This is a genomic window from Pedobacter steynii (assembly GCF_001721645.1).
Classification (GTDB): domain Bacteria; phylum Bacteroidota; class Bacteroidia; order Sphingobacteriales; family Sphingobacteriaceae; genus Pedobacter; species Pedobacter steynii_A.
Genome location: NZ_CP017141.1, coordinates 5,315,815 through 5,336,500 on the forward strand (window position 1 = coordinate 5,315,815; position 20,686 = coordinate 5,336,500).

15 protein-coding genes are annotated in these 20,686 nt (G+C 43.3%); 4 read left to right on the plus strand and 11 right to left on the minus strand.

What is annotated here, in order from left to right:
- The first annotated feature begins 7 nt into the window (after nt 1-7).
- Nucleotides 8-430: a hypothetical protein gene (locus BFS30_RS21990; protein ID WP_069381252.1), complete on the plus strand. Its 423-nt coding sequence runs from the start codon at nt 8-10 to the stop codon at nt 428-430.
- A gap of 68 nt (nt 431-498) precedes the next feature.
- On the opposite strand, the gene efp is transcribed toward BFS30_RS21990, so the two are convergent.
- The 10 genes from efp to BFS30_RS22040 form a co-directional block, all read right to left on the minus strand.
- Nucleotides 499-1,059, minus strand: a complete 561-nt coding sequence (efp, locus tag BFS30_RS21995) for an elongation factor P (RefSeq protein WP_069381253.1) — start codon at nt 1,057-1,059, stop codon at nt 499-501.
- A gap of 157 nt (nt 1,060-1,216) precedes the next feature.
- Nucleotides 1,217-3,877: a glycoside hydrolase family 78 protein gene (locus BFS30_RS22000; RefSeq protein WP_157263004.1), complete on the minus strand. Its 2,661-nt coding sequence runs from the start codon at nt 3,875-3,877 to the stop codon at nt 1,217-1,219.
- Nucleotides 3,878-4,059: 182 nt separating this feature from the next.
- A complete protein-coding gene (locus BFS30_RS22005) occupies nt 4,060-5,577 on the minus strand; it encodes a RagB/SusD family nutrient uptake outer membrane protein (RefSeq protein WP_069381255.1) in 1,518 nt (505 codons plus the stop codon).
- Nucleotides 5,578-5,595: 18 nt separating this feature from the next.
- On the minus strand, nt 5,596-8,721 hold the full coding sequence (locus BFS30_RS22010; RefSeq protein ID WP_069381256.1) for a SusC/RagA family TonB-linked outer membrane protein: 3,126 nt from the start codon (nt 8,719-8,721) through the stop codon (nt 5,596-5,598).
- A 217-nt stretch (nt 8,722-8,938) separates the two neighbouring features.
- Nucleotides 8,939-10,336: an FGGY-family carbohydrate kinase gene (locus BFS30_RS22015; protein WP_069381257.1), complete on the minus strand. Its 1,398-nt coding sequence runs from the start codon at nt 10,334-10,336 to the stop codon at nt 8,939-8,941.
- A 3-nt stretch (nt 10,337-10,339) separates the two neighbouring features.
- Nucleotides 10,340-11,614, minus strand: a complete 1,275-nt coding sequence (locus tag BFS30_RS22020) for a TIM barrel protein (protein ID WP_069381258.1) — start codon at nt 11,612-11,614, stop codon at nt 10,340-10,342.
- Nucleotides 11,615-11,624: 10 nt separating this feature from the next.
- Nucleotides 11,625-13,745, minus strand: a complete 2,121-nt coding sequence (locus BFS30_RS22025; RefSeq protein WP_069381259.1) for a bifunctional aldolase/short-chain dehydrogenase — start codon at nt 13,743-13,745, stop codon at nt 11,625-11,627.
- 23 nt (nt 13,746-13,768) lie between these two features.
- On the minus strand, nt 13,769-14,848 hold the full coding sequence (gene rhaT, locus BFS30_RS22030) for an L-rhamnose/proton symporter RhaT (protein ID WP_069381260.1): 1,080 nt from the start codon (nt 14,846-14,848) through the stop codon (nt 13,769-13,771).
- Nucleotides 14,849-14,960: 112 nt separating this feature from the next.
- Nucleotides 14,961-15,992: a substrate-binding domain-containing protein gene (locus BFS30_RS22035; protein WP_069381261.1), complete on the minus strand. Its 1,032-nt coding sequence runs from the start codon at nt 15,990-15,992 to the stop codon at nt 14,961-14,963.
- 105 nt (nt 15,993-16,097) lie between these two features.
- Nucleotides 16,098-16,874 carry a hypothetical protein gene (locus tag BFS30_RS22040; protein ID WP_069381262.1) on the minus strand — a complete coding sequence of 259 codons (777 nt, stop codon included), beginning with the start codon at nt 16,872-16,874 and terminating at the stop codon, nt 16,098-16,100.
- A gap of 223 nt (nt 16,875-17,097) precedes the next feature.
- On the opposite strand from BFS30_RS22040, the gene chrA reads away from it, so the two are divergent.
- The 3 genes from chrA to cysQ are packed head-to-tail and all read left to right on the plus strand — an operon-like array spanning nt 17,098 to nt 20,096.
- Nucleotides 17,098-18,285, plus strand: coding sequence for a chromate efflux transporter (chrA, locus tag BFS30_RS22045; protein WP_157263005.1), 1,188 nt, complete (start codon nt 17,098-17,100; stop codon nt 18,283-18,285).
- Nucleotides 18,286-18,308: 23 nt separating this feature from the next.
- Nucleotides 18,309-19,322, plus strand: a complete 1,014-nt coding sequence (locus BFS30_RS22050; RefSeq protein WP_069381264.1) for a sulfotransferase family protein — start codon at nt 18,309-18,311, stop codon at nt 19,320-19,322.
- A 9-nt stretch (nt 19,323-19,331) separates the two neighbouring features.
- Complete coding sequence (cysQ, locus tag BFS30_RS22055; RefSeq protein WP_069381265.1) at nt 19,332-20,096, plus strand: 3'(2'),5'-bisphosphate nucleotidase CysQ; 765 nt, start codon at nt 19,332-19,334, stop codon at nt 20,094-20,096.
- Between the two features lie 17 nt (nt 20,097-20,113).
- Here the strand turns inward: cysQ and cysC are convergent, their stop codons facing one another.
- A complete protein-coding gene (gene cysC, locus BFS30_RS22060) occupies nt 20,114-20,665 on the minus strand; it encodes an adenylyl-sulfate kinase (protein ID WP_157263006.1) in 552 nt (183 codons plus the stop codon).
- Nucleotides 20,666-20,686 lie beyond the last annotated feature (21 nt).

Sequence of the window (20,686 nt, forward strand, 5' to 3'; positions counted from 1 at the left end):
TATCGTTATGAAAAAAACAATCATCCTCAGCCTGTTGTCAGTTTCAATTTCTGCCGCAGGTTATGCAACACCATTAACCGGTTCCCTTATCGATCAGCGAACTGCTTTTAGAGCCCCGGTATCATCAGAGAAAAAAATCAGCACCGATTATAACGTGCGCATCACCTTGGTTGACATTTATGGCAACCCGGTTTCAGGTGGCACCGGCCTGCGTGGTTTTTGGGCAAGGAATGAAGCCACAGGAGAATACTATTATCCGGGTGGCCAGGAAGATGAAGACAAATTTGAAGGGCTTCCTGCCGGAACCTATACTTTTGGTGCTTATCCCGGAGCCTGGGAGGGGGCGGTTCAGAAAACCGTTACTCTAAGTAATCCGGAGGTTGGACCAGACGGTTATGTTGTTGTGCAATTAACCTATTGGGTAGAATAGCCGGATTTCCGGATAAAAGAAAAGCGACTCATATTTCTACGAGCCGCTTTAAATTTTTTTTGTGTTCACTATTTCACACGCTCCACATACTCTCCGGTACGGGTATCTACTTTTACTTTATCACCCTGGTTCACAAAAAGAGGCACTTTTAACTCTACTCCATTTTCTGTAGTCACCATTTTCAATGCGCCAGAAGAAGTATCACCTTTAACTGCAGGTTCTGCGTAAGTAATTTCCAGCTCTACAAAGTTTGGTGCCTGAGCCATAATTGGCTCTTCGCTTTCAAGGGAAACGATCACATTCATTCCCTCTTTAAGGAACTTTGCAGATGGTCCGAAAAGCGATTTAGGAATATTGAACTGCTCAAAAGAGACATTGTCCATTACTACAAAATAATCTCCTTCTTCATATAGATATTGATAGTCATTCGTTTCTACACGGCAAATTTCAACCTGCTCATCAGTTCCTAAACGGGCTTCTACAATTTTCCCTGTTTTAATATTACGAAACTTACCTAAGTAGAAAGCTCCACCTTTACCTGGTGTACGATGTAAGATTTCAGTCACTGTTACCAGTTCATTATTGAAACGTAAAATATTTCCTACTTTAATTTCAGATGCCTTTGCCATAAAAATATAATTGTAAAATTTGAGCCCAAATATATAAGGTTTTTTGTTTAGTTATATGTGCATTCGTCACTCTGATTATTTTTGAAATTTAAATGTTTGATTTTATGTTTGTTATCTGTTTTTAATTGGCTTTTTCCTTTATCCCTAAAAGCCATGTTTAAACGATTTCAAATTGATATACGCCAGCCCCAAGTGTGATTTTTGGAGCAATAACCTTTCCGTTCCGGTATACTTTTTTACCATCATCTACCGGAAAACTAACTACGGCGTCCGAATTGGGTGGAATGGTAATCATATACCTTACTTTATTTCCTGTTCTTTTCCAGTCTGAGATGATTTTTCCATAAGGACTTTCGTGCACTGCTTTAAAATGATCAAGACCTCTGACAAAATTCGGGCGTAGCTGTATCCGCTTAAATCCAGGATATTGTTCGTCAGGGTGGATGCCGCCCAATCCTTTAAAAAACCAGCCACCTATTTCTCCAAACATCATGTGATTCAGTGAAATGTCTCTTTCTGCTTTAATGTCCCAGTTTTCATAAAGGGTAGTGGCTCCATTTACGATCCACCATCCCCATGAGGGATAGGTATCCTGTGCGGCTAACCTGTAAGCTGTTTCTGCCTGCCCGTTATCACTAAGTGCATTTAATATTGCTTTTGCACCCAATACGCCAACGTCCAGATGCATTCCATCGGCCGCAACTCTTTTGGCCAGGTTTTCTGCAACTTTAGCTTTATGTATTTCCGGTACCAATCCCCATTGCAGGGCTACACTCAATTCGGTTTGAACTCCTGAGGCATAAATTCCGGTTTCCGCATTAAAATATTTACCATTGATTGCGGCTTTGATTTGATCTGCAAGCTTGCGGTAATGGTCATAATCCGCGTGTTTATGCAAAATCCTGGCTGTTTTTGCCAGTATGGTTGCATCTACAAAGTAATAGGTGGAGGAAGTATATTCCAGGTCGGACTTAGATTTAACGGGTACCCAATCTCCGCGGCCAAAGGTAGTAAGTCCCTTAGGGCTGATCTGTGTGATGTAATCCACATATTTCTTCATGCTATCGTAGCTGTCTGCCAGAAGCTGACTGTCGCCATAAAAAAGATAGATATTCCATGGGATGATGGCTATTGTACTGGTCCAGTCGGTTCCATTGGCGGTTCCATATCCCCAGCCTCCGGTAGGAATAATATCAGGCAGCACGCCATTTGGTTTTTGCTCGTCCCTGTGATCAGCCAGCCATTTCTCATAAATGGTAATCCCATCGAAATTAAATAAGCCTGTTTCTATCGCGAAATGCCCGTCGCCTGTCCAGCCATTTTTTTCGCGTTGCGGACAATCGGTAGGGTAGCCCATGAGGTTCGACAGATAAGAATTGTTGGTCGCCCACCACAATCTATCTATTAAAGGATTAGAAGAGCTGATGCTGCCTTTTGAAGCCACATCGCTGTGCATGAAGTAGCCGGTAATGCTTTCTTTGGTCAACTGTACCGGCCTGTTGCTGGTTACTTCTACATATTGAAAACCTTTATAATTGAATTTCGGCATAAATTCCAGATCTCCTTTTCCTGATAAGGTGAGGATATCAGTTTGAAAAGGATCAGTTTGATCTTTGGGGCGGTAGTAAACATCAATATTGGAAAGGTCAACTCTGCCATTGGCATACAAACGTTCACCATGCTTTAAACGGACAATCGTGCCTTCTTCTCCCTTAATCCTGATTTTAGTGACTCCGGATATATTGCGGCCCAGGTCAAAAACATACGTAGTATCATCCAGTTTTTTCATCGATTTAACCGGGATTTCTTCCACATTACGGACGGGTTGCATGGCCTGACTTACCACCAGATCTGAAGGTGCTTTTCGGACGACAACAGGTTCCCATTTGTGATCGTCAAAATCTACGGTGTTCCATCCGGCTTGTTCCCGGCGGAAATCATAGTGTTCTGCGGTATAAATGTTATTCGATACAATCGGACTTAAACTAGTCTTCCAGTCGGCGTCTGAAACAATTGTGGCCGTTGTTCCGTCGGTATAGGTAATTCTAAGGTTCATGCAAAAAGCTGGTCTGGCCCTCCATGCTGCCTTATCAAAATTCCAGACCGCAATTGCCTGATGGTTGTACCAGCCATTGCCCAGGAGTACACCAATCGCATTACTGCCTTTCAGGAGCTGAGCCGTCACATCATAAGAAACATATAAATTTCGCTTGTCGAAACGCGTGTACATCGGATCCAGCCGATGGTTACCCACCTTTTTACCATTCAGGTATAATTCATATAATCCCGCTGCCGCGATGTATGCACGGGCAGACCTGACCTGCTTTTTAGGTTCAAATACTTTTCTGAAATAAGGAGCCGGTCGTTTATTGATGTCGTTCCCATCACTGATCCAGGATCCTTTCCAAGGATCTGCCGTCATCATTCCGGTTTCAAAACTTGCTACTGGTGCCTTACCTGCCAATTTTCCGTTTTTATCCCAGAGTTCTATAGTCCAGAAATATTTGCTGAAGGCAGTCAGCGGCTCCCCTGTGTAGTTTACCAGTCGGTTAGCCGAAGTTATTTTACCCGAATCCCATGAAGTTCCTCTTTTTTTACTGACAGCTACAGAATCTTTTCCAACCACTATCCGGTAAGCTGTTTGTTTGGCATCCTGACGTGTATCTGCCATTGACCAGGATAAACGTGGTTTTGTGGCATCAATTCCGATCGGGTTGAGGAGGTATTCACATTGGAGGGCGACAGGTTTGGCGATCACCGGATCTTTGGCTATACTGCTCAGTGGTAGCGCAAGTAGTAACGTTGAAAAAAAGTTCATCAGCATAATTTAGGTGTAATTCTACAATAATAACCCCTTCAGCGATCATTAGCAACCTGTACTGTCCTGACAGGTTCAGAATTGATGCTGAAATTTTACGCTATTGATCCTTATGGATAAAAAAATGCTGACAGTCGCCACAACTGCCAGCATATTAACCTAAAAAGAGCGCGTTAATTATTTTACTGAGGGTTTTGAGGTAAATTATCCAGGTTAACCTCTCGTTGTGGTATCGGCAGTAATAACTTGTTTTGTGTAGGCTGATAAGATCCTGCCGGAAACTGACTTGGGTTTTTGGCAATTTCTCTTTGTCCATGGGCGGTTAGCACCGGTATGGCGGTACCGGTCCGGACAAGGTCATACCAGCGGTGATTTTCAAAAGCAAGCTCTACTTTGCGTTCCTGATCGATGGCAATTCTAAACGCTGCCTGGCTGCTCACCTTCAATGCAGGTATCGGATTGTCAAACGTTTTAGCATTGAGACCCGCACGTCTTCTGATCTGATTTAGCAAGCCAAATGCTTCACCATCAGGAGCAAATCCCTGTTCGTTTAAACATTCAGCAATCATCAGCAGCACATCTGCATATCGGCTCACCGGAAAATTAACATTGGTCTGACCCGGTTGTACAAAACCCTGGTTGTATTTCCTGACATAAGGCACAGCCACAAAGCCAGAACCACTGGTAAAACCTTCTGCGAGGGAAACGTCTTTACGTAAATCACCAGACTCATAGGCAGCAATCAGATCCGTTGTAGGCGTGTTCCATCCACTGTTAAAGTTCAGGTTTGTTCCCGGATCATTAGTTACAGCCGTACCTGAATTGAAGGGGGCAAACTGATACATGAAGTTGCTGGACAAATTTGTACCGGCCGTTGAATAATACTGTATCTCAAATATAGACTCTGCGTTGTTCTTATTCGTGGTCAGGAAAATATCCTTATAGGCCGACAGAAGACTATATCCGGTCACTTTTCTCAAAGTAGTTAATGCCTCTCCAAACTTTTTCTGTGTCAGGTAAACTTCGCCGAGAAGCGCATTTGCTGCACCTTTTGTCGCCCTTCCTTTTTCCGAAGCAGGGTAGCTGCCCACATCCGGTAATTCGTTTGCCGCATCCGTCAGGTCTGTGATGATCTGTTTGTAAACCTCATCTACTGAAGCTCTTCCTTTTGAAGGTGCTTCGCCCGGCGATTTGATCGCTTCCAAACGCAAAGGAACCCCACCAAATTGTCTGACCAGGTTGAAATAATGGAAAGCACGGAGAAACTTAACTTCTCCTGTCGCCTGACTCTTAGCGGCTGCCGGCATTTCGATTCTTCCCACATTGTTCAATACATCGTTACAGCGGGAAATGGCTACATAGCAATCTCTCCAGTAGTCCTGAATCAGGGTATTGGTAGAATTTACCAGCAATTGATCCACGAGTTCCCTGTTTTCCTGACCCCGTTGCGGCGCATTGTATTGAAAAGTAGTATTGTCCGAACGCATTTCGCCAAATACCCAATAGCTGAAGGTCCCCATTCCACGTAAGGAACTATAGGCGCCCACGACTCCCTGTTTAAGGTCTGATTCTGTTTTCCAGAAATTGGCATTGGTTAAACTGGATTCCGGTGCCTGGTTTAAAAAGTCTTTCTTACATCCTCCAACTAAGGTGGTTATGGACAGGAAGGCCAGGATGATATATTTTGATTGGTTTCTCATTGTTAAATTCTTTTAAGGTTAAAAAGTCATATTAATTCCGGCAGTAATGACCCTTGGTAGCGGATAACTGGTAAAATCACGTCCCGGAGTCAACACAGAAAAACCATCATTGGTGCTTGCCTGAGGATTCGAACCGCTATACTTACTGAATGTGGCCAGGTTCTGTATACTGCCATATAAGCGAAGCGCCTTTATAACCCCGGAACTGCTGATGAATTTTTGATTGAAATTATAACCCAGGGTGATGTTCTGGATGCGCATAAAACTGGCATCTTCTATCCATTGCGAGTTGACTTCCCGATAAAGTGTTCTGCCATTTACTGTGGTAGGCACACGACCATCTCCAGGGTTTGACGGCGATCTGAATCTGTTTAATACCTTACGATCCACATTGAACACGCCGTCGATATTTGTTAAGAATTCATTTCCGGTTTTCATGATCTGTCCACCCTGTGAACCGATGATCAGGACCGTCAGATCAAAATCCTTGTAACCGAAACTGTTGGTGATTCCGTAGTTGAAATCAGGCTGCGAATTTCCGATAACCGTGAAATCTTTAACTGCCTCAATCACACCATTGCCGTCAATATCTTTATATCTTACTGATCCTACGATGGAAGAATTGTGTTTCGGCTGACCGGCAAGTTCAGCTGCATTTTGGTAAATACCATCAAATACAAATCCGAAAAATTGTCCCAGCGGTTTTCCAACCTGACTAATATGGGTATAATTACCTTCTCCGCTACGACCGCTATAAATAGGGGAATTGTTATTGCCTGGGTTAAGTTCTAAAACAATATTGCGGTTAAAGCTAATGTTGAAATTAGTATTCCAGGTAAATGCACCGGTCAGATTTTTGGAAGTCAGTCCAAATTCAAAACCCCGGTTTCTCACTTTCCCAAGGTTTACCGTAGCAGAAGAATATCCTGAGGCAAGCGGAAGTTCAACATTTAAAAGCAGGGAGCTGGTAATTCGGTTATAAAAATCTGCAGTGAGATTCAATCTGCTTTTAAAAACAGAGAAGTCCAGACCCAGATCAAATTCATCTGATTTTTCCCAGGTCAGGTTTTCGTTTGCGATCGATCCTGAAGCACGGCCATTGGCAAGTTGTCCGCCAAAGGAATAATTTGCTGATCCTATTCCTGAGGCATAGGAATAATTGCCTATGTTAAAGTTACCTGTACGGCCATAACTCGTTCTTAACTTCAGGTCGCTGATCCATTTTACGTTTTTAAGAAACTCTTCTTCAGAAGCCCTCCAGGCAAATGCCCCCGATGGAAATGTTCCATAACGGACACTCGAACCAAAACGCGAAGAACCATCAGAACGAATGGTACCGGTAAGTATATACTTGTCTTTAAGAGTATAGTTTACGCGGGCAAGGTAGGAGATGAGCGACCATTTTTCTACTCCTGCTGCTGCTCCATTGAGTAAAGTGGAAGCATTAATGGTTTGGATCAGGTCGTCGGGATAATTTGTTGCCCCAAAAGAATAGCCGTTGTAACGTTCCTGCTGTGCCGTATATCCTATAATTGCGTTGATGCGGTGGTCTTTTCCAAAGCTTTTATCGTAACCAAGGGTTAATTCTGAAAGCCAGTTCGTAGTGGTATTCTGTGCCGTATTGGAACCGGGAATAGAGAGGTTTGGTTTTTGATTTCCCGTTTCGCCAATCACAAAGGTAGGGCTGAATGCAAAGGAACTGTTGTTGGTATAATCAAGGTTATAGCTATATTTTGCTTTTAAACCATCAATGATCTGATATTCGGCAAAGGCAGTGGCAAGGCCTCTGAAATAATTGGCTTTAGTGCCCGAAAATTCCAGGGTATTTAAGGGGTTTCCTGCCCCAATAGCGCCAGGGGAGGTGATAAAGACCGTTCTCTTTCCAGATGCATCCGTAATCGGAACAAGTGGACTAAGCCAAAGTGCACGGGTCAGTACGTCTCTTTGTCCGGACTCAAATCCACTCCGGTGCTGAGTGCCACCACTTGGCGCAAGGCTAATGCCCACTTTAATTTTTTTACTCAGGTCGGATTGAAGGTTGAAATTCAGGGAGTAACGTTTATAGTCTGTATACCTCACTGTTCCATCCTGCTCCAGTCTGTTAACAGAAGCGGAATACTTGGTATGCTCATTTCCGCCTCTGATGCTGGCATCCACACTGTTTTGCATTGCTGTACGCAACACCGCATCATACCAGTTCGTGCCCTCACCGTATTGAGCAGGGTTTCTGAATTCTGCGGGAATATCATTATCAGTGGCCACCAAACCTCTGGAAGCAAAGTCATCGGTAATGATATCTCTTCTGTATTGTGCATATTCTGTGCCGTTAAGGACTTTCGGCCTGCCTTTTTGAGGGACCTGCTGACTACCGATATAGCTGTTTACATTCACGACCGGGGCGCCTGTTTTTCCTTTTTTTGTGGTGATGACAATCACGCCGTTTGAGCCTCTTGATCCATATATTGCGGTGGAAGAAGCGTCTTTTAAAACAGTAACAGATTCAATATCATCAGGGCTAAGGACGTTCAGTGGGTTATAGCTCTGACCTCCGGTGTTGGAGATCGCGAAGCCATCCACCACAAATAAAGGGCTGTTGGTTGCACCGATGGAGCCGGCACCTCTGACCTGTATGTTCACGCCACCACCCGGCGCACCGGTAGGCGTGCTGATTTGAACACCGGCAATTTGTCCAACCATTTTCTGGTCGATGGAGCTTACCGGCAAGTCTTTGATCTGCGAGGCTGAAATGCTGGAAACGGAGCCGGTCAGGTCCTTTTTCTGAGTCGTACCATAACCGATCACGATCACCTCAGACAACTGGTCATTCTGTGCAGAAAGCGCCACATTTAGCGGGTTGTTGTCTGCTATGGTTAATTCTTTGCTCGCATAACCAATATAGCTGAAAACAAGGATTGCTCCTTTGGGTGCTTCCAGCGCAAATGCCCCGCCGGTATTGGTTACCGTTCCCGTTGTGGTGTTTTTAACTTTAACGGATACGCCTGGAAGCGCTCCTCCATCGCTAAGGTCTGTCACCCTTCCCGTAATTTTTAAATTTTGTGCATAGATGAAGCTGCTGAGGAAACACAGACAGCACACCAGGCCTATTCCTTTTTTAGATAGACCGATTAGATTTTTTTTGCTCATAATGCTTGGATTTGGTTTAGTAAGTTTTTGTTCATTTTAACGTTTTACTTGATGTTTAAATGGGGATTTATTAGCTAATCTCGTATATCCGATTTGCGCCGGCAACCTGCACCGTCCTGTATGGAAGGCGAGTGCTTTTCAAAAGAAAAGGGCATAAAAAAAAGAGCCGGTTGGCCCTTTTACAGAAAGATAGGTCAGGTATTCGGGGAGGCAGGGATCAATAATGGTGTTGCGCCGCCGAATAAAACTTGAGTTGTATAATGTCGTTTGGCAAGGGTTTGGTATTCCATGACTTGTGGATGGCAAGCGCAGCACCAACTGCCGTAGCCTGTGCCATGGAAGCAGCAAATACTTCAAGTTCAGGAAAAGAGGCCGATAATAAATTCATAAATATGGCATTTTTGCTAAAGCCTCCATCTACGAAAATTCGCTTTACTTTAGTTCCCTTTAATACCCTTTGTGTCGCCTGGCATTGTTGGTCTACCAGATCCAGCATGAGCTGATGATAGGCAATGATATCTGTGGCATAGTCGGATAGGTTTCTTTTGGAAAACCGGGACTCCTTTATGATTTCTGATCCGGGTTCTGGTTCCGGTTTACCATTCTTCCTGAGCAGCTCGATGATTCCCGGATCAAAAATAGCATTGCGGTAGCTGATCACATCTGCACCAAAATGAGCAGCAATCCGTTTTACCTGCTGTTCATGTTCGTAACCAGCAAAAACACGGGAAGCTTTTACCGGTTTACCCTCAAACTGAAGGTAACACAAGCAATCGTTCTGGAGTTCTTCTACGGTTAACGGACTCGAATTAAATGGATTCAAACTGATACACCAGGTTCCGGTAGACAAGAGGATAAAAGGCTCCTGAAAATTGATCAGGTAAGGGATCAGCGCTGCTGAACTGTCATGGAATCCGATGCCCACGGCATAATTGTTTCCTGGAAAAGCAGCAGGCATCACATGGTCTGAAGGCGCAATAGGGGCCAGCTTATCCAGAATACCTTCTGTTTTTACCCAATCATGGTAGTCCTGTGTTTTGAAATTCCACAATGCAGTATGACAACCAATGCTGGTGAGGTCAGAATAAAGTGCTCCGGAGATCAGATAACTTAAATATTGAGGCAAATGAAGTGCATATTTTATCTGTTTAAAAAGTTCTGGTTTTTCATGCTTAATCCGATATAACTGTAAGCCGGAATTCAAGCTTCCCAGAACGGGGGAGGCCGTCGTATTGGAAAATGCTTCTTCGCCTCCGTAACTCACATAAAACTGAGATTTTAATTCCTCAGGATAGGATTTCAGGTAGTTATATAAAGGCGACAAAGGTTGGCCATCTTTATCGATGTAGACCAGGCTCGCTCCATAAGTGGTGAAATTGATGGATTTGACCTCGAATTCCTCTTTTTTAAAAACTTCCCTCAGAGAGTCAAATACCGAGAGCCGCAGGCTTTCCAGGTTTTCACAGGGATCACCGTCCTCATCCACAGTCTCGGTAAATCTGGCGGTTCTTTCAAAGACGATTTGGTATTGCTCGTCAAACAGGAACAATTTCTTGTTCGTTTTGCCTACATCAAAGATGGCAATTACAGGAACCGGTTTGTTTTTTTGTCCCATTAATTATAATCCTGTAGCTATGGTTTTATTGCCGCGGTTTTTGATCAATTCTTTACGGATCTCAGTTTCTCTGTATAGGGCTAAAGGCGATAAAGCTGCGCCAGCACGTAAACGTGCCTCTGCCACCAATGGCCGTACATCTGTTCTGAAAGCCTGTTGTAGTATTTCCTGACACCGAACCACATCGTTTTCCTGCTGAGCCTGTACCAGGGCTATGCGGTCTACAGAAAGGGCCTGCGCATAAGCAATCATGATTGCCTCTACCGACTGAAGCAGGTCTTCCAGTGGATCTTTTACATTGTGTGAAGCATCGATCATCCAGGCAAGGTCGTTCTTGTGGTTCATCCCGCGTTGGTCCATTCCTTCCACCAGTTCATTGAAGATCAGGAACAACTGATAAGGTTTCATACAACCCGCAGTCAGGTCATCATCCCCATATTTTGAATCGTTAAAATGGAAACCGCCGAGTTTTCCTTCCATCAGCAGCAGGGACACGATTTGCTCAATATTTGCATTTGGCAGGTGATGTCCAAGGTCGACTAAGGTAAAGGCCTTAGAACCCAGTTTATTGGCGTACAACAAGGACTGGCCCCAGTCGCCAACTGTAGTCGAATAGAAATTAGGTTCGAAGGCCTTATATTCCACAAATACTTTCCAGTCTGCCGGTAAAGCGGCATATATTTCCTGAAGGCTTTCCAATGTGTTTTCAAAAGCCTTTCTGAAGTTCAGCTGCCCGGGGAAGCAGGAACCGTCTGCTAACCAGATGGTCAGCGCATTTGAGCCCAGTTCTATACCCTGGCGGATCACTTCAATATTATGTGCGATGGCTTGTTTTCTGACTTCCTTATTCACATGTTGCAGGGAGCCAAATTTATAGCTGTGCAGCTGATCGCGCTGATCCTGAAAAGTATTGGAATTCATCGCGTCAAAGTGTAGGCCATACTCCGCTGCCAGCGCTTTTATCGCAGGTACATTCGTTGTGGTATCCCATGGAATGTGTAGGGAAACTGCAGCACTGGAAGCATTCAGCTGATGAAGCAAGCCAATGTCCGCAAGCTTTTCTTCTATATTTCCAGGTTCACCTCCAGGGGAAAACCTGCCAAAACGAGTCCCGCCAGTTCCTAAAGCCCAACTTGGGATGCCGATCTGAAAATCGCTGATTTTCTGCAGTATATCTTTTGAATTTGGGATCTCCTGTGTTGCAAAATCCAGTCTCTGTTGGTGTTTGGAAAGTAAACGCTCATTATGTGAGGCAATTTGATTTGGTTCTAATTTCATAATCTATTTTTTAACGTAAAAAGGCGTTGGCAACACCACCATCTACATTTAATACATTTCCGGTTGATTTGTTCATCAATCCACCCACAAAGACAAAACAAGCGTTTGCAATGTCTTCAGGTAGGATCATTTCGTTAAGTAAGGTACGTTTTGCATAGAAAGCTGGCAACTCTGCTACGGTAATTCCATAAGCCTTTGCTCTTCCTTCAGCCCAGGCGCCTTCCCAGATTTTACTATCCGAGATGACCGCATCGGGATTAACCGTATTTACACGGATATGATCTGCACCCAGTTCTGCCGCATTAAGTCTGCTCAGGTGTAGCTGGGCCGCTTTTGCGGAACCGTAGCCCGCATTATTTGGCCCGGAAACCAGCGCATTCTTGCTCACGATGTTGATGACATCACCGCCGATAGCTTGTTTTCTCAGGATTTCAACACCTGCCTGTGTCACCAGGAACTGGCCTTTGACCAAAATGTCGTACAAGAGGTCCCAATCTTTTTCGGTATGCTCTTCGATGGACTTGGAGATGGATATTCCTGCGCAGTTGACTACAATGTCTACTCCGCCAAATGCTAAACCCGCGTATTCAAATGCATGACGAATGGCATCGGCATTGGTTACATCCAGTAAAACAGTGGCATAGGCATCTTTACTGAATTCAGCTTTAAAACTTTCTTCTGCATTTGCCAGTCGCGCGGCATCATTGTCATTGATGACCACACAGGCACCTTCATTGATGAATTTCCGGGCAATTGCTTTTCCAATACCGCCTGCACTGCCTGTAATCAGGGCGATTTTTCCGCTAAGGGCTTTCGGTTTGGGCATTCGCTGTAACTTTGCTTCTTCCAGCAACCAATATTCTATATTAAAGGCTTCCTGTTTTGGCAATGACGTGTATTTGGAAATGGCTTCCGCACCTTTCATTACATTGATGGCATTGGTGTAAAATTCGGCGGCAACTCGTGCCGTTTGTTTATCCTTCGCGAAAGAAAACAGGCCAATTCCCGGGTATAAAATAATGACAGGATTGGTGTCACGAATTGCAGGACTATCCTCGTGTCTGCAGGACTGATAATATTCCGCATACATTTGCCGGTACGCTTCAAATTCAGGGGCCAGTTTTGCCTGGAGGGCTTTCAAATCACTGAGGTTTTCATTCGCGTCAAGTTTCAAAACCAGGGGACTGATTTTGGTCCGTAAAAAATGGTCAGGGCAACTCGTTCCCATAGGGGCCAAACGCTCCAGGTCATTGGAATTGATAAATTCCAATACACGGGTATCATCAGTAAAATGGCCAACCATATGTCTTTCATTTGAGCAGAAGCCTCTCAAAACAGGGGCAATCAGCGAGGCTTGTTTTAAACGCAGGTCCTGCATTAAAGCCCCGATCTTTTGTCCGCCGAATACGGGTCCTTTTTTGCCGTACGCAGATTCCAGATATTCCGAACATTTTTCCACCACCTCCAAGGTATTGATATAGCATTCATAGGCGGTATCTCCCCAGGTAAACAGGCCATGTGAACCCAGCATAATACCCCTGATTCCAGGGTTTTCATCCAGGCATTTGCGCAATTGAAGGCCCAGTTCAAAGCCTGGCTTTTGCCAGGGTACCCAGCCTATGGTACCATTAAACAATTCTCTTGTAATTTGCTCCCCGTCTGCTGCTGCTGCAATAGCGATGGCCGCATCCGGATGTAAATGGTCTATATGGGTAAAGGGTAAGAACCCGTGTAATGGCGTGTCGATAGAAGGGGCCTTTGATTCCAGGTCATAGATACAGTGGTTAAATAGGGCTACCATTTCATCTTCATATGCTAAACCCCGGTAGATGTTTTTCAGGTTTCTTAGCTGATCTACATATAAGGCTGCAAGACCACTTTTTTGAAGGGTACCAATATCACCGCCGGAACCTTTCACCCACATGACTTCGGTATATTCTTCCGTCAGGGGATGTTTGGTGATGGCCTTGCAGGAAGTATTTCCGCCGCCATAATTGGTTAAGCGCAGATCTGCACCCAGTAAATTTGAACGGTAGATCAGCAGTGCGATTTCATCTCCGGCCAGTTCAGCGGCCTTTGCTTCATCCCACAAATAGCTTACATGCTTAAAATCAGTTGTTCGAGAAGTCATAAATTCCAGTAATTATATTTGTTTTATTTGATAGAATTTCCATATCCGACAATCAGTATAGACAAGATAATCATAGTTATACCGAGGATTACCGTCACCAGGGTTTTTCTTTTTACCCCTGCCCATTCTTTTAGGATCAGGCCCCAGGTATTGGCTACCAGGATGATAAAGGCCATATGCAGAATCCAGGAGCTCGCCCCGTTGCCCAATTTACTTTCGCCCATTCCATAAAAGAAGAACTGTAAAAACCAGGTAATACCTGCAAGGGCCGAGAAAGCGTAGTTGGCCATTAACGGAGTTTTGGTATTGGTGTAATCCCCGAAAGTTTTATTGCGAAAGTTTAGTACCATACACCAGCTGAGGTTGGTCGTGAGGCCGCCCCATAAAATGAGGATATAGGTGACATTGTTTTGAAACAGAAATTCACCCTGGCCAGGATGACTGCTCTTCCAGATCTCATTGGCCTGATGGGCCATCTCCTTACCCGCATCAATTCCGAATGCAAAGCAGGCACTGAGCACCCCGGATATGATAGACAAAACCAGTCCCAGTCCCAGTTTGTATTCTTTATTGGAAGGATCTGTCTTTCCTGCAGAAATGAGGTCTTTCTCTTTCATTCCACCAGCCCTTCCACAGATGACGATGCCCAGAACACAGATCAACAGGCCTAATAGTACCATTTGTCCCCATTGACTGTTCAGCATATCGGTAAAGCTGTCCTTTCCTGCTTTCGGATTAAAATTGTAATAAATAGAAGGGATGACTGCGCCAAAAACAGAACATAAACCAAGTATAACAGAGCTGCCCAGAGAAACCCCCAGGTACCTGACACCCAATCCGTAAGTCAACCCGCCAACACCCCATAAGACACCAAAAAAATAGGTGAGGAGCAGAATTTTTCCTTCGGTAGCAGCAATGATGGCTGGAAAATCTGTGATAGTCAGGTAAGCCGCCAAAGGGGGGATAAAGAGCCAGGAAAAAAGCCCGCCAACAATCCAATAACTTTCCCATGCCCATCCTTTTACTTTTTTATAGGGAATGTAAAAGCTACCTGAGGCAAAGCCTCCCGTAAAATGGAAAATGATACCTAGAATTACCTGCATAACGATCTGGCTCTATAAATGGTTAAATTTAAAATCGCCCTAATTTATGTAAGTTGTGAGGATCAACTGTCCTGTACTGTCATGCTAACCGAAAGAAATAGCTGGAAATAAGCTACAGAGAGGCTCTTTTTGTGTAATAAAAAGGGATTTCCAGGTGCCTTCTGGAATGATCCAGAATAAGTTCCGCTGCTACTGCACCCATAAACCTGAAATCAGTGGATATGGTGGTGATGCCATCCAATAAGATTTTTTTCAATGGGGTTTCATTATAGGAGATCACTCCAACGTCCTTACCAATCTTATAATTCATGTCTATCATCCGCTCCAAAAGAATAACCAGATCGTCTTCCATTAAATTGATGAATACTTCTCCTTCGTTAATCGGTTCCAGGGAGATGTTGCTTACCACCTGGTGGGAAAAGGCATACTGCTGACAAAAACGATGAAAGCCATCCAGAATTTCATTAGGGAAATAACCAGGCTCCGGAAAAATGATCTTTAACGTATGGTATTTACTTAACGGCTCCAGTGCCTGCTCCAGGGCATCGTAAATGTTCTTTTCAAAATTTTCATATACCGCACCAAAATCACCCTCAATACCTGGGATGAGTTTATCCAGTAAAATCAGTTTTGCTTTAGGGATGGCATTGATAATTTCTTTTGCATATTCTTCCCCCTCCATAAAATGAGGAATAATAACATAATGGGTATAGTCTTCTTTTTTATTGGAAAGAAAACGCTTGAAAAGCGTGAGGTCATTGTTATAGATGTAAAAATCTACAGATACATCATTACCCAAAGCATGGATAAAGGCGTCATAAACGATTTTCTTGTGCGCACTCAGTTTATTGAACAACAGGAAAACTTTTAATTTTCTTTTCACATCGGTACTGCTGATGTAATAGCCTTTGCCCGGCACCGAATTAATCACGCCTATAGATTTCAGATATTTATATCCTTTTTCGGCCGTGTCTCTTGAAATCTCCAACGTATAGCTCAATTCATTGATCGATGGGAGCAACGCGTCTTTTTTGAGTTTCCCAAGTTCAACCGACTTGATGATGGCATCAGAAAGCTGCAGGTACTTAGGCGTTGCCGAATATTCATCAACATGGATAAAATCAAAAAAGGTTTCGGTTTTCATAATGCTAAAAAAAGCAATTTACAGATATTACTAATATTCTTCAATTTATCTTTTGTTGTCCTGCAGCAGGCTTCATCTAGTCGGCTGACATATAAATAAGAAATGCTATTTGAAATCATAAATAGTTTCTGTATCAAGCGAATATATCCTTTTCCAGTCGTTCCCGATTTTAAAGAATAAATAATTTTTCGTTCTTCCAAGATATTTCATTTTTGAGCTCGATTTAACTTTTGTTTGCTGATTGATGTGGATGGAAAAAGGAGCCGCCTTTGATGAAAATAATATTTCTGCCTTACTTATGCTCGCATTAGAAAATGCCAACAGCACATAAAAGCTAACAACAGTTAAGAACAAAGAATAAGATGTGAAGGTATTTATGGAATTGAATAGGAAAAGAAGCAATAAAAAGAACGTGAGCAGAATGAGTACCTGAAGTACTTTCAGACTCAGTAGATTTATAAAATACGTAAAGGACTCAGCCTCGTAAATGTGATAAATATAGGCAGCTATTCCGATTGCAATTAGCGCAATGATGAATGTCGCCATTATTTTATAAAACCTGTTGTTATTGAGAACGGCATTTGTAAATAAACCGATGCTGATGATGGTCAAAATTCCGATCAAAGTAATGGTAATTAGTGAAGAAATAGCATATTGAATAATTTCTGAAACATCCATCAGACTAAAAATGGGAATTCCTAATCCAATGAAATAGTAGCTATAAAGATATGCTCCTCCATATACAAATGCCAAAACAACCAGGAATGCAGAAATTCCTGTAAGTGTTGGCCCTTTTCCTGCAGTAGTCATTTCCTTTAAAAATGCCATTGCGTTTGATAATGTTGATTTTAAGAATGATGTTGCTGGTTCCTGATTTTCCATTTTTATCTATTTGTTTCTATTAGTATGTTTTTGATGAAAACATAGCTTTTTTTTATGAATAAATGATTTGATTCAAAGTTTACGATAAACATCTGTATGATATATGAGCTTATTGTAAAAAACAGTATTTTACAGGCTCATAAGCCATAGGGGATTGAAATCTGGGAAGTATATACTTCCAGTTTCACAAAATCAAAAGGCGCAAAACAGCAAGCGGAATAACATGATTAAATACCTCTTCTTTACTTTCCTCAAAATAGGATGTGTTTCCTTTGGCGGGCACATGGCTTTAATAGCAGTTGTGGAGAAAGAAATGATCGAAAAAGACGGAAGTATTAGTCGGGAGGAGCTCCTGAATGCCATCAGTATTGCCAGTTTACTACCGGGCCCCTTAGCGGTCAATGTTGTCGCTTATATCGGGTATCACCTGAAACGGAAATCCGGACTGGCTGTAAGCATGCTAGGGGTATTGCTACCGGCATGTATCCTGATGTACGTCCTTTCCTGGTGTTATTTCAATTACATCCACGTCAAAGGCCTGTCTGGTATTATGGTCTATACCGTAGCGGCAGTTAGCGCGATAATTTTAAGCACCGGACTGAATATTTTTTTGAAAGAAGTAAAGGGGAATAACAGTAAGCTGGTTTTATGTCTGCTTGCCGTATTATTGCTTTCCTTCATTAAAGGATATTTCATTATCCTGTTTCTGATGTTAACCGGCGGATTGTGCGGTGTTGTTTTTAAAATGGGAAACCAGAACGCTACCCAGGCAGATGCTGGTTTTAAATGGAAAAAGCTGAGTTTTAGTGCCAGGGCGGGTTTGTCTGCACTGGGGCTTCTGTATCTGTCTTTTATCTCTGGTATCTATAAATACACAGATCAGATTTTACTAAAAATCATTGCTGTGTTTTCCGGTATCAGCTTATCTCTTTTTGGAGGAGGCTATGTCATGATTCCCATTATGCAATCTCTTTTTGTAACAGAATTGAAATGGCTCAGCAATCAGGAGTTTATAGACAGCATCGCTTTTAGTCAGCTTACTCCCGGTCCAATTCTGGTCAGTGCTTTCTTCACTGGTTATAAGCTGGCAGGTATAGCCGGGGCTTTACTGGCCACTGTAGCGATTTTTTTGCCCTCAGCCATACTCATGATCATTGCCGCCAAGGTATTTAAAGAAAATGTAGATTCTTTGCTGATGAAGAATGCATTAGCGGGGATTAAACCTGTTGTGGTGGGAATGATCCTGGTCTCTGCTATCAAACTGTTGCTTTCTGTGGCTTACACTCCGCTTAGTATTGGCCTGTTTCTGGCGGCTTTTCTGTTAAGTTTCCGCTTTAAATTTAATCCGGTATACTTAATTCTGATATCTTTAATGGTTGGCATCATACTCCATTTTACCAGCAATTTTTAATATAATCCATCCATAACCCGAACATGAACAACGGAATACAAATCATAGGAACCCAAAGATCAGGATCAAATTTGCTGAGGGTGATTTTGGACCAGTCGCCGGAAATAGCTTCTCCACATCCACCTCATATTCTGGTTACTTTTATGCCGTTACTGGCTGCGTATGGAACTCTTGACGCTGTCACTTACCGGAGATTGGTAAAAGATGTGGTTGCTTATGTTAATGCGAACCCGGTACCCTGGGATGGAGTGGTCCTGGATGAAGAGCAGCTCTTCCGGCAGTCAGAGACTTACCACCTGTTTACCTTAAACCGGCTGATCTATGAGCAGGCAGCAATCAGTAAAAATGCGAAGTACTGGTGCTGTAAAAGCATGGCCAATGTACATTACGCTGCAGAAATGGAAGCTTTTGGATTGCGTCCTAAATACGTTTTTCTATATAGAGATGGGAGAGATGTGGCCTGTTCTTTCAAAAAGGCAATTGTGGGCGAGAAACACATTTATCATCTTGCGCAACAATGGAAAAAGGACCAGCAGGCCTGTATTCGTTTAAAAGAAACATTGCCGGCCGACCGTTTCTTTTCGCTCAGTTATGAGCAGCTGATTACCGAACCTGAAAGCGAAATCCGCAGGCTTTGTCATTTTCTGGATATCGAATACCGGGCCGATATGCTGTTGTTTCATGATTCTAAGACTTCTAAGCTCACTGCTGCTGCGGGTGAGATGTGGAGTAATCTTGAAAAACCCATCATCAGTAACAATACCGGCAAATTTTTAAAGGAGTTTAAAGCACATGATCTGGATATTTTTGAGCTCGTGGCCGGAGAAACCCTGACCGCACTTAATTACGAAAGATATGCACCACAAGCCGATCCGGCTTTAATTGATGCGCAGCAGCTGATGGATTATGATAAAGAGAATGAAATTCTAAAGCAGGAAGCATTGGCCCTTGCCCGGCCAGCAGATCTGGAAAACAGGGCTCCTCAATTGCATATCCTGAAGGAAATAAAATCAAGGACCATACAAGAGCCTCAATAAATTGATCATATGAATAAGATAACTATCAAACCGATACTAGATATTGCTGTTGAAGCAGGACAGGGCATACTGAAGGTTTACCATGATCCTGCTCAGGATTTTCAGATTACTTCAAAAAAAGACAATTCACCTCTAACCGCTGCTGATCAGGTCGCTCATGAAATCATCATGAAGGGCCTGAGGAGCTTGCACCCGGATATTCCTGTCTTGTCTGAAGAGGGGGCCGATATCCCACACGAAATCAGGAAAGACTGGTCTCTTTACTGGTGTGTAGACCCGCTGGACGGAACAAAGGAATTTATTAACCGGAACGGAGAATTTACGGTGAACATTGCGTTGATGGAAAACAATGAACCGGTGATGGGCGTGATCTATAGTCCGGTCTTAAATGTCATTTATTACGGAAGCCTGGGGGAAGGTAGTTTTAAAATGACTCCCGGGGCTCCGGCTGAACCTATTTTTGTGGGTAAAGAAAAGAGCAACTGGACTGCGATTGGCAGTCGCTCTCACTCAGACCCGGACGAAGAAGAAGTATTAAAGGAATTCCCGGTAACGGATAAGCTCTCAATTGGGAGCTCATTGAAATTCTGTCTCATTGCTGAAGGAAAAGCACATGTTTACTATCGGAAAGGACCAACGATGGAGTGGGATACTGCAGCAGGACAAGCCATTGCCGTGAGCGCAGGAGCGACCATGCTAAATGCATTAAAAGAGAAATTCTGCTATAATAAACCTAATCTTCTAAATCCGGGTTTTTTTTGTTACAGCAGTTAGATCATTTGTTACAGCAGTTAGATCAATTGCAGGCCCGCGAGTCTGGGACTTATTGCAGCATATAAATGATCGCAGCAGCGCTGCGGTGTCTGGTCTTCAGTAAGTAATACCAGGTCTGCATTTTCCGGTTTTTCAAAAGCGGAGCTGATCCCTGTGAAATTTTTAAGGGTGTTGTTCCCGGCCATTTTATAAAGCCCTTTTACGTCTCTTTCCTGACAAACAGAGAGGGGACAATCTATAAAAACCTCAAAGTACATTTCCCCCAGTATTTCCCTGGCTATTGCCCGGTGCGCATTTAAAGGGGTAATAAAAGAGCAGATGACAATGATGCCCTTAGCGGCCATAATTCTGGCCGTCTCGGCTGCTCTTCGGATATTCTCCGCCCTGTCTTCCATGCTGAAACCCAGATTTTTATTCAGGCCGGCCCTCAGTTCATCGCCATCCAGTTGTATCGAGAAGATGTTTTCTCTTTGTAACTGCTCTTCTAATAGATTTGATATGGTGCTTTTTCCTGCTCCGGATAGTCCCAGTATCCAGATGACCATTCCTTTTTGCGGCGTTGATTTCATCAGCCCTAATTTAGGATTAAT